The organism is Streptomyces sp. MAR4 CNX-425 (genome assembly GCF_048656465.1).
Lineage (GTDB): Bacteria > Actinomycetota > Actinomycetes > Streptomycetales > Streptomycetaceae > Streptomyces.
Window position 1 is genome coordinate 28275 of record NZ_JBMDLF010000001.1, and the last position, 15183, is coordinate 43457.

General features: G+C 73.1%; 11 protein-coding genes and 1 pseudogene. 9 read left to right on the forward strand and 3 right to left on the reverse strand.

Translation table 11 applies throughout. The features are described from left to right. Nucleotides 1–54 precede the first annotated feature (54 nt). From ACHZ99_RS00120 to ACHZ99_RS00160, 9 genes are all read left to right on the forward strand, one after another. Nucleotides 55–291 carry an acyl carrier protein gene (locus tag ACHZ99_RS00120; RefSeq protein ID WP_420302199.1) on the forward strand — a complete coding sequence of 79 codons (237 nt, stop codon included), beginning with the start codon at nucleotides 55–57 and terminating at the stop codon, nucleotides 289–291. Further along, nucleotides 291–1541 carry a beta-ketoacyl-[acyl-carrier-protein] synthase family protein gene (locus tag ACHZ99_RS00125; RefSeq protein WP_420302201.1) on the forward strand — a complete coding sequence of 417 codons (1251 nt, stop codon included), beginning with the start codon at nucleotides 291–293 and terminating at the stop codon, nucleotides 1539–1541. Before ACHZ99_RS00120 ends, ACHZ99_RS00125 begins: the two co-directional genes overlap by 1 nt. Before the next feature lie 235 nt (nucleotides 1542–1776). Further along, nucleotides 1777–3714 (forward strand): acyl-CoA dehydrogenase, encoded by a 1938-nt coding sequence (locus ACHZ99_RS00130; protein ID WP_420302202.1) that lies wholly within the window; start codon nucleotides 1777–1779, stop codon nucleotides 3712–3714. A 36-nt stretch (nucleotides 3715–3750) separates the two neighbouring features. Beyond that, nucleotides 3751–4041: an acyl carrier protein gene (locus tag ACHZ99_RS00135; protein ID WP_420302203.1), complete on the forward strand. Its 291-nt coding sequence runs from the start codon at nucleotides 3751–3753 to the stop codon at nucleotides 4039–4041. Then, nucleotides 4041–8054: a non-ribosomal peptide synthetase gene (locus ACHZ99_RS00140; RefSeq protein ID WP_420302205.1), complete on the forward strand. Its 4014-nt coding sequence runs from the start codon at nucleotides 4041–4043 to the stop codon at nucleotides 8052–8054. Before ACHZ99_RS00135 ends, ACHZ99_RS00140 begins: the two co-directional genes overlap by 1 nt. Then, a complete protein-coding gene (locus tag ACHZ99_RS00145) occupies nucleotides 8041–8493 on the forward strand; it encodes an SRPBCC family protein (protein WP_420302206.1) in 453 nt (150 codons plus the stop codon). Before ACHZ99_RS00140 ends, ACHZ99_RS00145 begins: the two co-directional genes overlap by 14 nt. A gap of 61 nt (nucleotides 8494–8554) precedes the next feature. Next, on the forward strand, nucleotides 8555–9937 hold the full coding sequence (locus ACHZ99_RS00150) for a beta-ketoacyl-[acyl-carrier-protein] synthase family protein (RefSeq protein WP_420302207.1): 1383 nt from the start codon (nucleotides 8555–8557) through the stop codon (nucleotides 9935–9937). A 15-nt stretch (nucleotides 9938–9952) separates the two neighbouring features. Further along, nucleotides 9953–10681, forward strand: a complete 729-nt coding sequence (locus ACHZ99_RS00155; RefSeq protein WP_420302208.1) for a class I SAM-dependent methyltransferase — start codon at nucleotides 9953–9955, stop codon at nucleotides 10679–10681. A gap of 185 nt (nucleotides 10682–10866) precedes the next feature. Next, nucleotides 10867–11703 (forward strand): helix-turn-helix domain-containing protein, encoded by an 837-nt coding sequence (locus ACHZ99_RS00160; RefSeq protein WP_420302209.1) that lies wholly within the window; start codon nucleotides 10867–10869, stop codon nucleotides 11701–11703. 19 nt (nucleotides 11704–11722) lie between these two features. Here ACHZ99_RS00160 and ACHZ99_RS00165 read toward each other — a convergent pair. From ACHZ99_RS00165 to ACHZ99_RS00175, 3 genes and pseudogenes are all read right to left on the reverse strand, one after another. After that, nucleotides 11723–13247: pseudogene (locus ACHZ99_RS00165) on the reverse strand (FAD-dependent monooxygenase). Between the two features lie 154 nt (nucleotides 13248–13401). Next, nucleotides 13402–14433: an Acg family FMN-binding oxidoreductase gene (locus ACHZ99_RS00170; protein WP_420302210.1), complete on the reverse strand. Its 1032-nt coding sequence runs from the start codon at nucleotides 14431–14433 to the stop codon at nucleotides 13402–13404. 59 nt (nucleotides 14434–14492) lie between these two features. Next, nucleotides 14493–15131, reverse strand: coding sequence for a TetR/AcrR family transcriptional regulator (locus ACHZ99_RS00175; RefSeq protein ID WP_420302211.1), 639 nt, complete (start codon nucleotides 15129–15131; stop codon nucleotides 14493–14495). Nucleotides 15132–15183 lie beyond the last annotated feature (52 nt).

The window sequence follows — 15183 nt, forward strand, 5'->3', positions numbered from 1 at the left end:
CACCGAACTGAACGATTCGAACCCTCATCGACATCGAGATCTGGAGTAGTCGCCATGAATGACGTGTACGAGCGCTTTGTGAACCTGCTGGGCGGATTCGGCGTCCAAGCCGACGAGGTGCGGCCCGAGAGAACCTTCAACGACCTCGACTTCGACTCCCTGGCACTGGTGGAGATCGCTCTCGTCGTCCAGTCGGAGTTCGGCGTGTCCGTCGACGACGACGAGCTCACGGCCGAGGCCACCGTCGCCCGGGCCACCGAAGTGATAAAGGCGAAGCTGGTGGCGGTCTGATGTCAGCCGTCGCACCATCGGGTAGAGCGCCTTTCGACGCCGCGGTCACCGGCATCGGCATGGTGACGGCGGCGGGCGTGGGCACCGCGGCGACCTGGGAAGCGGTCAAGGAGGCCGCGGCCACGGCGGCACGTGAGGTACCGGAACTGGCCGGTATGCCGGTCAGCTTCGCCTGCACCGTCCCGGACTTCGACGCCGCCGCCCATGTCGGGCGGCGCAAGGCGTGGCGGCTCGACCGCAGCAACCAGCTGGCCGTCGCCGCCGCGGCCGAGGCCGTGGCGGACTCGGGCCTGGACCCCTCCGACTGGGACGGCGCCCGGGTCGGGGTCGTGCTGGGCTGCGGTCTGGGCGGCGCGACGAGCTGGGAGAAGCAGTACGACGCACTGCGCGACGGCGGCCCGGCCGCGGTCTCGGCGACGCTCATTCCGATGCTGGTACCCAATATGTCGTCCGGCTACGTGGCCATGGAGATCGGCGCCCGGGGGCCCAACCTGGTCACCGCCACCGCGTGCGCGTCGGGCACCACCGCCGTGGGCACGGCGCGGGAACTCCTGCGCAGCGGGGTCTGCGACGTGGTCGTCACCGGTGGCACGGAGTCCTGCGTCGTGCCGTCCATCTCCACCGGGTTCAGCCAGATGGGCGCGCTGTCCGGGCGCCGCGAGGACATCACCGGGGCATCGCGCCCGTTCGACGTCGATCGCGACGGCTTCGTCCTCGCCGAGGGTGCGGCCGTGCTCGTCCTGGAGCGGCAGGCGGATGCGGAGGCACGGAAGGCCGGCATCCGCGCGCGGGTCAGCGGCTACGGAGCGTCGGCGGACGCGTACAACGCCACCGCGCCCGACCCGGAGGGCAGCGGTGCCGAACTCGCGCTGCGAGCCGCCCTCGCGGACGCGGACCTGGCGCCCCGGGACATCCGTCATGTCAACGCGCACGGCACCTCGACACCGCTGAACGACCGGATGGAGAGCCGGCTCATCCGGCGGGTGCTCGGGGACCGCCCGAGCGTCACCTCGGTCAAGGGGGTCCTGGGCCACTCCCTGGGTGCCGCGGGTGCCATCGAGGCGGCGGTGACGGTGCTCAGCGTTGAGCACGCATACGTGCCACCGACCGCCAACCTGGACAGCCAGGATCCCGAGATCGGCCTCGACGTCGTGGCCAAGGAGGGGCGGGAGGCCCCGGCCGGACCCGCGGTCAGCAACTCCTTCGGCTTCGGAGGCCAGAACGCCGTGCTCGTGTTCACCGCGGCCTGAGGGCCACGGTGAATTCACCGTTCTCCTCTGTCGACTCACACACCCGGCCGCGCCACCGGCGGCCGCACCGCTGTCCGGCGGGACAAGCGGAATGCAATTCCCGGAGATTACCGGTGGCGAACTCTGTTCGAATGACCTAGCATTGATGCGCATGAAGGGGGAACTTCGCGCATTCTAGAGGATGTTCCGTGCCCACGGAATAATCTGCTCCGCACATCGTCTCCGCGGCCTTGGCGTGGATCTGGTGCAGCCGATCTGGCGCTACCCCGCAGGCCGCCCTCTCGGGCACACCACGGATTCGTGTTGCCCCACACCACACCCCGGACGCGATCGCCGCGTCCCCAGCGGTGTTGAATTGGAGTCCATGATGACGAGCGCCGCCGTCCTGGCGGAAGAGTTCGAGCACTGGCTGGGCGATCCCACCGGAATAGACAATACCACTTCCTTCGCCCTCGGTCTGGAACTCGATGAACGTGACGAACTGCCGACCGCCGGCATCGAGCAGGTGCGTGCGTTCGGTTTCCACCGGTACTTCGTGCCGGAACGGCTCGGTGGCGAACTCCGCACCGCCGAGGACATCTTCATGCTCACCCGGGTGCTGGCACGCAGGGACATGAACATCGCGGTCAGCGAAAGCACCCAGGTGTGGAACATGCTGACGTGGATCGGCGGTGACGCCGGTCAGCAGGCGGCGTACGCGGCCACCGCGCTTCGGGGCGGTGTCGTCCCCTGCCTGGCCTACTCGGAACCACGCCACGGCGCCGACCTGGCCGCCAACGAGTTCCTCGCCGAGCCGCACGGTGGGCAGTACGTCCTGTCCGGCCAGAAGTGGCCGATCAACCGCGGCCGCACCGCCACCCACGTGGTCCTGCTCGGCACCACCGGAAACGACGCCACACCGGCGAAACGCCGGCAGTCCCTGTTCGTGGTGGACAGGTCGCGGACCACGTCGGGAAGGATCACCGGAATCCCCCGGGTACCCACCTACGGCCTGCGCGGCTGCGACATCAGTGGAGTCGCCTTCGACGGTGTGCGGGTCGGCCCGAACAGCCGGCTCGGCGCCGAGGGAGAAGGGCTCGAACTCGCCCTGCGCGGGCTTCTGATCACCAGGACCTTCTGCACCGCGCTGTCTCTCGGCACCGGTGACACCATGCTGAGGACGGTGTGCGGATTCCTGTCCGACAGGATTCTCTACGACGGCCCCGCCAGCGATATCCCGTATCTGTCCGAGGGCCTGGCCAACGCCTACCTGAGCATCCTGGCAGCAGAGTGCGTGGGTCTCGTGGCGATGCGCGGACTCCACCTGTATCCCGGCGAGTTCAGCGTCTGGGGGAACGTGGCGAAGGTAGCGGTGGCCCGCCTCGTCGACTTCAACGGCAAGGCGCTCGCCCGCGCCCTGGGCGCCCGCTCCTACCTGCGCGCAATCGAACACGAGGGCATCTTCCAGAAGATGCTGCGCGACAACGCCGTCGTCTCGGTCTTCGACGGCAGCGAACCGGTCTGCCTCGACAGCGTTGCACTCCAGTTGCACGCCATGGCGAAGGCCCGCCTCCGGGAGCGGGACGAGGACTGGCGCCCGCTGTACGACCTGCGGGCCGAGCTGCCGGAATTCGACCCGGCCCGCGGGAGCGTGTTCGGCCGCGGCCGGGACGCGGTGTTCGCCAGCCTGCCCGCGCTGACCGACCGCCTCGCCGGGCTGTCGCCTTCCGCCGGCTGCGACGCGAGGCGGCTCACCGACCTCAAGGCCCGGGCCGAGCAGTTGCGTCAGGCCGTGGAGGCGCTGTTCGTGCAGGTCGCCGAGACACCGCCGCGGCCGGCCCGGACAGCCGGGCCCACCGCTTCCGCCAAGGCGACGCCGACCCGGCTGCTGCGGCTGGCCGAGGACGTGTGTGCCCTGCACACGAAGACCGCCGCGCTCGGCGTGTGGCTGTTCAACCGCGACCACCTCGGCGGGTTCTTCGCCGAAGGCTCCTGGCTGGCGGCTGTCCTGGCCCGCCCGCAGGTCCACGCGTACGAGACGGGCGATCTCGAACCGGAGACGGCGCGGAAACTCTTCACCCGGCTTCATGCCCAGCGCACCGACAACGAGTTCTTCTCCGTTCGCACCGTGCGCCAGGCGGCGCCCGGTGCCCGCGAGGCCCGCGTGGACCACGCGCCCACCCCCGTCCGCTGAAGTCTCCACCGCCCCCACCGACGGTTTTCACCTCCCATGAGCAGGAGCGACATGACGATCGACGACATCCGGAACATGCTCGTGAAGTCGATGGCCGCCGAGGCCGGCTTACCACCCGCCGAGTTCGCCACCGACGTGCCGTTCACCGCGTACGGTCTCGACTCCATGGCGGCGCTGTCCGTCGGCATGGACATCGAGGACACCTGCGGCCTCACCGACCTCCCGGCGAGCCTGCTGTGGGACCACCCGACGGTGGACTCCCTCGCCGAGGCGCTGTGGCAGCTGATGAACGCCACCCCCGTGGCCGCGACGACGGACGGCCAGTGATGACGACGGAGACGACGGCACCCACCGGCGACTCTGCCGCCCCGCGCGCAGCGGTGAACGCGCAGCAGGCCGGGCTCTGGTTCATCCACCAGACGGAGCCGGAGTGCTCCGCCTACCACGTCGTGTTCGCCGCGGAGGTCACCGCGGACGCGGAGTTCGGGGCCTCGGCCCTGGCCGTTCTGGACGACCTGATCCGCGAGCACGCAGCGCTGCGCGGGTACTTCCGCCCCGGCGCCGATGGCGGGCCGGAACAACTGATCGCGGACTCCCTGCGGCCCGACATCCGGCTCGCCGACGCCCGCCACCTGGCTCCCGGGGAGCTGCGCGACCAGATGAGGGCGGACAGCCGGACCCCGTTCGACCTGTCGCAGCCGCCGCTGTGGCGCGTCCGCCTGTATCGCACCGCGGAGCACACCTGGGCGTTGACGGTCGTGGTACACCACATCGTCTGCGACTTCTGGTCGCTGGGGCTGCTGCTCGCCGAAGTGCGCAGCCGTCTGGAAGGCACGCCGAACCGGTTCACGCCGGACGGCGGCGCCTTCACCGCCTACGCCGAAGAGCAGCACGCCTTCCTGGAGAGCGAGCGGGCCGCCGCGCTGCTCGCCCGGGAGCGCGCGCGGCTGGCGGACCTGCCGGCGGGTCTGGACCTCCACGGCGACCGCCCGCGCCCTCCGGCACCGGCCTACGACGGTGCCTCGGTTGCCTTCACGCTGCCGGCCGCGGTGACGGACGCGGTGCGACGGCTGGCGCGCGACAACGCGGTGACGCCGTACATAGCGCTGCTGACCGCCTACTTCGTCCTCCTGCACCGGCTGACCGGCCAGTCGGACCTCCTGGTCGGTACGCCGACCTCCGGCCGGCTCCGGCGGGGCCACCGCGACGCCGTCGGCAACTTCGTCAACACGGTCGTCGTACGCGGCGAGGTCGACGAGCGGTCGACGTACCGCGAGCTGCTCGCCTCCTCCCGGGAGCGGGTGGTGGAGGCGACGCGGGCGCAGCAGCTCCCCTTCCCCTGGCTGGTGGGCGAGCTGGCACCACCGCGGGACCCCAGCCGGACCCCGCTGTACCAGGCCGGATTCGCCTGGGACCGGCTGCCGTTCCTGGGCGGCATGGACCAGTTCTTCCTGCTGGAGCCGAGCGCCACCGCCGAGCTCTCCGTCGCCGGTGCCCTCCTGCGCCCGTACCCTCTGCCGCAGCAGGAGGGCCAGACCGACCTGTGGATCGAGATGGGCGGCGAGCGGGACGGGGCGTACACGGGTGTGCTGCGCTACAACACCGACATCTTCGACGCGGGTACGGCGCGTGACCTGGCGGCGGCGTACGTCGGCACCGTGGCGGCGCTGGCCGGGAACCCGGACGAGCCGCTGCGGAGCCTCGTCCGCGGCGACGAGCGGCAGCTGAGGCGGCTCGCGGACTGGGGTTCCGGACCGGTCAGGGAGATCCCCGCGGCCCGGCTCCCCGAACTCTTCGGGGCCCAGGTCTCGCGTACGCCCGAAGCGGTCGCCCTGGTCGCCGACGGCGCGCGGTGGACCTACGCCCGGCTCCGGTCGGAGGCCGGCGCCGTCGCGGCCGCCCTGCGAACGGCCGGCATCACCGCCGGCGACCGCGTCGCGGTGCTGGCCAAGCGGGGCGCGCCGCTGGTAGCCGCCCTGCTCGGCGTGCTCGAAGCGGGCGCCGCCTACGTGCCGCTGGACCCCCAGCTCCCCGCCGACCGGCTGACCTACATGGCCGAGGACGCTCGCGTGCGGCTGCTGCTGAGCGAGGACTCCCTGCGGGAGAGCTGGCTGCCCGGCCTTGCCGTACTGCGGTTGGACGATCTGGACGCGGGCGCCTCCGTCCCCGGCGCACCGCCGCCCCGGGACGGTGGGAACCCGCCGCCGGACGCCGCGGACCTGGCCTACATCCTCTACACCTCCGGCTCCACCGGGCGGCCGAAGGGGGTGGCGATCCCCCACCGTGCCCTGGTGAACCTGCTCCTGGGGATGCGGGACGAGACCGGGTTCGCGGCCTCGGACGGGCTGCTCGCGGTCACGACGATCTCGTTCGACATCGCCGGCCTGGAGCTGTTCATGCCCCTGGTGGCCGGGGGCCGGGTGATCGTGTGCGACAGCGCGACGGCTTCCGACGGCGCGCTGCTGGCGGCCCGGGTGGCGGACTCCGGCGCCACCTGGATGCAGGCGACGCCGACCACCTGGCGCATGCTCCGGGACGCCGGCTGGACCGGCGGCGAACGGCTGAACGTGCTCTGCGGGGGCGAGGAACTCCCCCGGGAACTCGCGGAGTTCCTGGCGCCACGGGTGGCCGGTCTGCGCAACGTCTACGGGCCCACCGAGACGACGATCTGGTCCACGGCAGGCGTGGTGAGCCCCGCCGACGGCATCGACATCGGCGCGCCACTCGCCAATACGCGGCTGTACGTGCTCGATCCGCAGGGGCGCGCCGTGGAGCCGGGGTTCCCCGGCGAGCTGTGGATCGGCGGCGAGGGGCTGGCCCTCGGCTACTGGGACCGCGCCGAACTGACGGCGGAACGCTTCGTCACCGGGCTGCCCGCCGCCCCGAAGCAGCGGCTCTACCGCACCGGCGACCGGGCGCGGTGGACGAGCGAGGGGCGGCTGCTGCACCTCGGCCGCCTGGACAACCAGGTCAAGCTGCGCGGCTACCGCATCGAGCTCGCCGAGGTCGAAGCCGTGCTGGAGGCGGTGGAGGGGGTCTCGGCGGCGGTCGTGGCCGTACGGGACGACCACCTCGTCGGCTACCTGGTGGCCGACCTCGGCGCCGAGCTGAGCGTGGCCCACGTCAAGTCGCAGGCGGCCCGGTCGCTGCCCCCGTACATGGTGCCCGGCATCGTGGTCACCCTGGCCGAGCTGCCGCTGACGGCCAACAAGAAGATCGACCGCAAGCGGCTGCCCGCCCCCGCCGTCACCTCGGCGGCCCTCTTCGAGAAGCCGCGCGACGCCACGGAGATCACGCTGGCACGGCTGTGGACCGAGATCCTCGGCATCCCGGACGTCGGCGTCCACGACAACTTCTTCGACGTCGGCGGCCACTCCCTGCTCGCGGTCCGGCTCGGCAAGGCCATCCGCGACGAGTGGGGCGTGGACATTCCGAACGCGGTCATGCTGCGGCAGGGCACCGTCGCCGAGCTGGCGGCCGTCGTGCGCCGCGGAGGCCGGGAGACCTCCCGCACCCCGCTCGTCACGATGCGGGACGGCGAAGCGGGCCGACGCCCGCTCTTCCTGTTCCACCCCTTCGGCGGCACGGTCTTCTGCTACGTCGAGCTGACCCGCCATCTCCCGCGGGACCGGCCGGTGCTGGCGCTGGAGGCCCCCGGCATCGAGAACGAGGGCGAAGCCGAGGTCAGCGTGGAGGCCATGGCGACGCGCTACCTCGCACACGTTCGGGAGGCCCAGCCCACGGGGCCGTACCTGCTCGGCGGCTGGTGCTTCGGCGGTGTGATCGCCTACGAGGTGGCGGCGCAGCTCCGCGCGGCCGGTGAGGAGATCGAACTCGTCGCCGCCATCGACAGCCGCGCGCCGATCGAGGAGAACATCCCGGAGTCCCCGGACGACGCCACGCTTCTGTCGTGGTTCGCCCGCGACCTCGCGGTGCCGTACGGGAAGACCCTCGACATCCCCGCGGCACACCTGCGGGAACTCGGCGGCGACACCGCCTTCGACCACATCCTCCAGCAGGCGGCCGCCATCGGAGTGCTCGCGGAGGACGCGGACCGCGCCCAGATCCTGCGCTACTTCGAGGCGTACCTCGCCAACGGCATCGCACTGCAGACCTACCTGCCCGAGCCGAACGACCTCGACCTGCTGCTGATCCGGGCGGCGGACGAGGGAGACGACTACGGGCCGAAGCTCGGCTGGGAAGCCCTGATCAAGGGCTCGCTCCAGCTCGTCGACGTCCCCGGGGACCACAACTCGGTGATGTATCCGCCGCACGCCGCCGTCGCCGCCCGGGCGATGGCGCCACACATGGGAGCAGACCACCACGATGATCAAGGCTGAGTACGCATTCGACCTGCCGGTGCCGCCCCGGGACGCGTTCGCCGTCCTCTCCGACCCGGCTCGCGATCCGGAGTGGCAGTCGGCATGCGTGGAAACGCGCCTGCTGAACGGGGCCGCGCAACCGGGCTGCCGGTACGAGATCACCTTCCGGTTACTCGGCAGGCACATGGTCTTCACCGTCGAGATCGACGAGTTCGAGCCGGGCAGGCGGTCGAGGTTCCACACGCTGTCCGGCCCGTTCAGCTACATCGGCACGTACGCCTACGCCGAGCGAGCGGAGGGCGGCACCCGCGTGCACTGGACGTTCGAGGTCGAACCCGGCGACTACTTCGGCGTCATGCCCGGGGCGCTGCTCCGGAAAGTGCTCGTCAACCAGGTGCAGAAGGACTCCGGCAAGCTGGCCGGCGAGCTTGCGCACGAAGCCGGGACCCGGCCCTGAGCGCAGGTCGCACGCCTGGGGCAGCAGGACCCACCCGGACCACAGCCAGATCGGAGAAGCCATGTCGGGGGAGATCCACCAGGAGACGAGCAGGACGCATCCCGGGGCACGGAAGCGGAGGAAGGTGGTGGTCACCGGCCTCGGGGCGACCACCGCGCTCGGCGGCGACGTCACCAGCACCTGGGACGCGATGCTGCGCGGCGAGAACGGCATCCGCCGTCTCGACGACGACCCCGCCATGCGGGACATGCCGCGCCAGATCGGCGGACGGGTGCGGGTGGAGCCCGGGCCCGGCCTGGAGCCGCTGCAACGGGTGCGGTTGAGCCGTACCGCGCAGCTGGCCGTGACGGCCGCGGGGGAAGCCTGGCAGGACGCCGGGCTCGCGGGTTTCGCGGGAGATCCGGAGCGCGTCGCGGTGGTCGTCGCCGCCGCGGTGGCGGACATGACGGCGCTCATCGACGGCTGGGAGGCGCTGAAGAACCGGGGCTGGAACCGGGTCCCGCCGCTGACCGCCCCCCTGTCCATGGGCAACGCCTCCGCGGCGGCCGTGAGCGTGCTCCTCGACGCGCGGGCGGGCGCCAACACCACGGTGAGCGCCTGCTCGTCCGGCACCCAGGCGGTCGCCACGGCGGCGGATCTGATCCGCCGCGGCGTCGTGGACGTCGTGGCGGCCGGTGGTGCGGAAGCGCCCCTGCACCCGATGGTCCTCGGGGCGTTCGCGGCGATGCAGGCGCTGTCGAAGCGGGTGGACGATCCCGCATCGGCGTCCCGCCCGTACGACCGGGACCGGGACGGGATGGTGCTCGGCGAGGGGGCGGGCGTCCTGATCATGGAATCCGAGGAGCACGCCCGGGCGCGGGGTGCCCGCTGCTACGCCGAGGTCGTCGGCATCGGCAGCTCCTCCGACGCCTACCACCTGGTGCAGCCGGAGCCCAGCGGAAAGGGCACCGCCAAGGCCATCCTGCACTCGCTCGCCGACGCCGGCCTGGCCCCCGCCGACGTCGCACACGTGAACGGCAACGGTGTGGCCACCGGCGCGGGAGACGCGTCCGAGGCCCGCGGGATACGGGACGTCTTCGAGGGCACCGCGCGGCCCCCGGCGGTCTCGGCGAACAAGTCGATGATCGGGCACACCCTCGGCGCGGCGGGCGCGATCGAGTCGATCGCCACCGTCCTCTCGCTCCACCACGGCACGGTGCCCCCTACCCGCAACTTCACGGCGGCGGAGCGGGGCCTGTTTCTCCATGTCGTCCACGACGCCCCGTGGCAGCTGGGCGACGGGGAGGCCGTGGCGGTGAAGAACTCCTCCGGATTCGGCGGCCACAACGTGGCCCGTGCTTCCGCGGCGCGCCGGTCCGGTCCGGCTCCTGACCCGTCGGCGGGATCGCGCGCCCGGATCGCGGGGGGCGCGGCGATCCCGCCGGCCGGTGCGGGCGGACGGTGACTACGCTGATCACCGATGTTCAGTCCCGAGGGCCCGACCCTTCTTGAGCTGACCGTGCAGGCCCTGTCCTCCACGGAGCGCGGTTATGACCTGCTCGCGCCGAAGTTCGACCACTCCCCGTTCCGCACCCCCGAGCGCGTGCTGGACGCGTTCGCCGCGGCCGTCGAGCCGCTGGGGCCGTTCGCGGACGGCCTCGACGTGTGCACGGGGACGGGCGCGGGCGCCGGGGTGCTGCGGCGGCTGTGCACGGAGCGGGTGGTCGGCGTCGACTTCAGCGCCGGGATGCTCGCCGAGGCGCGCCGGGCGTACGCGGGCGTGGCCGGGCCGCCGGCGGTGCGCTGGGTGCGGGCGGACACGCTGGCCCTGCCGTTCGGGCCGGCCTTCGACCTGGCGGTGAGCTTCGGCGCCTTCGGCCACTTCCTGCCCGCGGAGCGCCCGGCGCTCTTCGCCCAGGTGTTCCGTTCGCTGCGCCCCGGCGGGTACTTCGCCTTCCCGGTCCCCGCGCCGCCGCCGGTGGGGTCGCGGGGATACTGGGCGCTGTGGGGGTTCGACACCGTGATGCGGGTACGGAACGCGCTGTGGCGCCCGCGGTTCGTCATGTACTACCGCACCTTCCGCCTGCCGGACGTGCGCGCGGATCTGGAGCGCGCCGGCTTCGCGGTGCGCACGGCGGCGCTGCCGGAGCTGAGGCGGCGGCCGGACGGCAGCCCACGCGCCCGCGCGGTGCTCGCGCGGCGGCCCTGAGGCGCCGGGGGTAACTGCCCCGTACCAGAGGCATATTCAAGGTGAACAATCGCTTTCCCTGTACACGTTGACGCCCTCGATGCCAGACTGAAGGGCGCGGCCTGATCATCCCTGGGAGCCCGATGTACGCGCCACGCCTGTCGGAGACGAACTCACTGCCGGCCCCGTCGCGAGGCGGGCCCACCGTGCGCCGCATCATCCTCGGCAACCAGCTGCGGCGGCTGCGGGAGCTGCGCGGCATCACCTTCCAGGTCGCGGCGCGCACCATCGGCGCCTCGCAGCCCAAGCTGAGCCGGCTGGAGCTGGGCCGGGGCGGCTGCAAGGAACACGACATCGCCGCCCTGCTGACGCTGTACGGGGTGGAGGACGAGACCGAGCGCGAGCACTACCTCGCGCTGGCCCGCGGCGCCAACACCACCGGCTGGTGGCACCAGTACAGCGACGTCACGCCCACCTGGATGGAGACGTTCCTCGGTCTCGAAGAGGCCGCCTCGCTCATCCGCTCCTACCAGGCCCAGCGCATCCCCGGCCTGTTGCAGACCGCCGACTACGCGCGCGCGTTCGCGCAGGTCGCGTACCCGAGCGCGGACGAGGCGGCCATAGAGCGCCACGTCGACCTGCGGCTGCGCCGCCAGGAGATCCTGGGCCACGCCGAGCAGCCCGCGCGCTACTGGGTGGTCCTCGACGAGGCGGCGCTGCGCCGCCCGCTCGGCGGGCGGCGGGTGATGCGCGCGCAGATCAAGCACCTGCTGGGGATCCTGGAGCTGTCGAACATCACGGTCCAGGTGGCCCGGCTGGCCACCGGCCGCTTCGCCGCCGTCGTCAGCCCGCTGACGATCCTCCGCTTCGCGGAGCCGGACCTGCCGGACGTCGCGTACATCGAGCAGCTGACCAGCGCCCTCTATCTCGACAAGCGCAACGACGTCGAGCGCTATCTGCTGACGATGGACGGGCTGTGCGCGGCGGCGGAGAAGCAGGACGGGAGCCGGCAGCTGCTGGAGGAGCTGCTCGCCGAGTACTGAGCCGCGGCGGCCGGGCGGCTCAGGCCGCCGGTGCGCCGAACCAGCGGCGCAGGTGGTCGCGCAGGCCGGCGGGGTCCTCCCCGGCCCAGGCGACGTGGCCGTCGGGGCGCAGCAGGACGGCGGGCGCGGCCAGGCCGCCCCTATCGCGCGCGTCGCCCGCCTCGACGGTGTCGGCGACGTGGTCGACGCGGTCCGTCCAGCCCGCCGCCGAGAGCCGGCCGGTCTGGTCGAGCAGGAGTCCGCGGCCGGCCCGGGTCAGCTCGTAGAGCCGGCCGTTGCGGCTGAGCCGCAGGTCGCGCAGCCGGCGGCCGACGAGGGCGGGGCCGTCGCCGAGGTCGTAGCGGACGGCGGTGGCCATGATCTTCTCGATGAGGCGCAGGTTGACCTCCTCGACGTCCATCAGCTCGGTGAGGAGCCGGCGTACGGACCGCGCGCCGGGCTCGGTGGACATCAGCAGCGTCTGCGCCCGGGTGTTGTCCAGCACGTCGGCGGCAACCGGGTGGCGTTCGGCGTGGTAGCTGTCCAGCAGGCCGTCCGGCGCCCAGCCGGCGACCTCGGCCGCCGGTGGGGGCACCCCCGCCAATGAGGGCGTAGCCGGCGGGGGATTCCAGCCGAGGTTGAACGCGTCCTGCACGCCGAGGTTGAGGCCCTGCCTGCCCACCGGCGGGTGGACGTGCGCCGCGTCGCCGGCGAGGAGGACGCGGCCGGTGCGGTAGCGCTCGGCCTGCCGGGTGGCGTCGCCAGTGGGGGCACCCCCGCCAATGAGGGCGTAGCCGGCGGGGGAGGGAGAGCCAGGTCGGCGCGTGCGCACCGAAGTCGGTGCCGGCGACGGCCCGGAGCCGGGCCCGCAGCTCGTCGAGGCCGGGCCCGGCGCCGCGGTCGGCGGTGAGCCCGGCGGCGGGCACGATGACGCGGTACGTACCGTCCGGGAACGGCACGATGCCGAACCGCAGCTGGGTTCTGCGGACCTCGGCCACCGTGGCCATGACCTCCTCCCGCGGCGCGGTCAGCCGGACGTCGGCGATCAGCGTCTCGATCCGGGCGGGCTCGCCGGGAAAGCCGACGCCGAGGAGTTTGCGCACGGTGCTGCGGCCGCCGTCGCAGCCGACGAGGTAGCGGGCGGTCAGCTCGCCGGCGGCGGAGCGTACGGTCACGCCGTCCGCGTCCTGGGTCAGCCCGGTCAGTTCGGTGCCGCGGCGGATCTCGGCGCCGAGGGCGCGGGCGTGTGCGTCGAGCAGCTCCTCGATCTCCGGCTGCGGGATGCCGAGGACGTACCCGTGCGCCGTGCCCGGGTGCGCCGGCACCGGCTTGGCGATGCCGGCGAAGAACCCGCCCAGCGGGTGCCGCCTGCCCCGCGCGAGGAACCGCTCCAGCAGGCCGCGCTGGTCCAGCAGCTCGATGCTGCGCGCGTGCAGCCCGAGCGCGCGCACGACCTTCGCCGGCTCGGCCTCCTTCTCCAGCACGACCACGCGCACGCCGTGCAGCCGCAGCTCGGCCGCCAGCGTCAGACCGGTCGGCCCGGCGCCGGCGATGATCACGTCGATCCTGAATCCCCCCTGTTTGTGCAGGTCAATGGCCTTGGCGGGAGATTCTGCAACGTGCCCCCGGCCTTGCCGCAAGCCCCGGGGTGCGCTATAAGTTGAGAGTGGCAGGGAGCGCGGCGCTCCTTGCCGTTCGTCGTTTCGGGGGCCGCTCGGGCTACAGGCGCGGGCTGCCGACGATCTCCAGCACCTCGGCCACCGGCCGGCGCGGCGAGACCGGCCCCTCCGGGCCGTAGCCGATGCGCAGGACCATCTGGACCTGGCCGACGGCGGTCAGCGGGTCCCGTACAAGGGCGCGCAGGTCGTCCCACTCCAGGGCCTGACTGGTCAGCGACGCCACCAGCCCGGCGCGGGTGGCCGTGAGCAGCACGCGCTCCAGCGCCTGACCGGCGCGCAGCCAGTCGGCGGGGGTGTCGCGGGGGGTGCCCAGCAGGGCGATGTTCGGCGCGGTCTCGAAGGACGTGCCGCCGCGCCCCGGCACCGGGGTGCGGCCGGCGAAGTCGCGGACCGGGGCGGCGCCGCCGTGGCGCCGGGGGCCGAAGGCGTAGCCGGGGACGCCCTCGCCGCCGGCGGGGGCGGACCCGGGGTGCGTCCAGCGGGCCAGCTCCGCGGCGCGGTCCGGGTCCTCGGCGTCGCGCACCTCGGCGTCCTGCACCAGGGGCAGCAGCGACGCCGCGTGCCAGGCGTCGGGGAACACCAGCGCCGCGCCCTCGGCCCGGGCCGCCTCGACGAGGGCGGCCACGTCGCCGGGCGGCACCGGGTCCTCCGCGAACGGCCAGCGGCTGGAGTGCCGGCGGCCGATCTGCGGCTCCAGGGCGGCCAGCTCCGTGTCCGGCCCGCCGTCCGGGCCCGTGTCCCTCCCGGTGTCCGGGCCCGTGTCGGTGAGCCGGACGGCGGCGAGCAGCAGCGGCTCCTCCGGGGCGGGGAACAGCGTGGTCGCGGTCCGCCAGCCGGCGGCGGCCGCGGCCGCGCGCAGGTTGCACAGGGCGGCGCCGCAGCCCACGTGCAGGGCGCGCCGGTCCGGGTCGGAGGCGGGCATGGCGCGCTCCGGGTCGGCGCGGAGTTCGAAGGTCTGGTGCCCGAGGTGGCAGCGGAAGCGCCACGGCTGCGCGTTGTGCATGGACGGTGCCGCGGTCGCGGCCCGTACCAGGTCCGCGGCCTCGGTGGCGTCGAGTAGGCGGGCGGCCATACCCCCAGCGTACGGCGGCCGCCCCGGCCTCACGAGTCGGGACCGGGGCGGCGCCGCGCTCAGTCCCCGAGCGCCCCCGACAGCGCGCCGAGCAGCGCCCGGGTGCACACCTCCTGCACCTCGGCCCGCGTCGGCTCCCCGCGCTCCAGCCAGTCCAGGACGGCGGCCGTGACGAACGCCAGCCAGCCGTGCACGGCGAGCCGCAGCGCCGCGGGCGTCGTCCCGTCGAGCAGGCCGGCGGCGGCCTGGGCGTCGAGCACCGTGACCATCCGCCGCTTCTGCTCGGCCAGCAGGTGCTCGTGGATCTCCCGGATCTCCCGGTCCCCGGCGGCCGAGGCGCGGTGGAAGGCGCGCAGGCCGAGCGCGTGCTCCTCGGCGTACTCCAGGTACGCCTCCAGGCCGCGCTGCACCTGCTGGTCGACGGGGGTGGCGGGGTCCGGCTCGGTCATGCGCAGCAGGCGTTCGCCCTCGTGCCTGACCACGGCGGCGTAGAACTGCCGCTTGGTCGGGAAGTAGTGGTAGAGCAGCCCGCGGGAGACGCCCGCGCGCTCGGCGACCTCCTCGATCCACACGTCGTCGAAGGGCCGTTCGGCGAACAGCTCGGCGCCGATCCGCAGCAGCTGCCGGCGCCGCTCCTCGGTTCCCATGCGGGTACGCGCCCGCCCCGTCCGCGTACCACGAGCGTCGGAACGAGCCATCGCGCCACCTTACTTGACACCGGTTCAGCGGTGTCGCAGGCTGCTTACTGAA

Coding starts and splice junctions, on each gene's coding strand:
- ACHZ99_RS00120 (WP_420302199.1), top strand. CDS start 55: ATGAATGACGTGTACGAGCGCTTTGTGAACCTGCTGGGCGGATTCGGC.
- ACHZ99_RS00125 (WP_420302201.1), top strand. CDS start 291: ATGTCAGCCGTCGCACCATCGGGTAGAGCGCCTTTCGACGCCGCGGTC.
- ACHZ99_RS00135 (WP_420302203.1), top strand. CDS start 3,751: ATGAGCAGGAGCGACATGACGATCGACGACATCCGGAACATGCTCGTG.
- ACHZ99_RS00140 (WP_420302205.1), top strand. CDS start 4,041: ATGACGACGGAGACGACGGCACCCACCGGCGACTCTGCCGCCCCGCGC.
- ACHZ99_RS00145 (WP_420302206.1), top strand. CDS start 8,041: ATGATCAAGGCTGAGTACGCATTCGACCTGCCGGTGCCGCCCCGGGAC.
- ACHZ99_RS00150 (WP_420302207.1), top strand. CDS start 8,555: ATGTCGGGGGAGATCCACCAGGAGACGAGCAGGACGCATCCCGGGGCA.
- ACHZ99_RS00155 (WP_420302208.1), top strand. CDS start 9,953: ATGTTCAGTCCCGAGGGCCCGACCCTTCTTGAGCTGACCGTGCAGGCC.
- ACHZ99_RS00170 (WP_420302210.1), bottom strand. CDS start 14,433: ATGGCCGCCCGCCTACTCGACGCCACCGAGGCCGCGGACCTGGTACGG.
- ACHZ99_RS00175 (WP_420302211.1), bottom strand. CDS start 15,131: ATGGCTCGTTCCGACGCTCGTGGTACGCGGACGGGGCGGGCGCGTACC.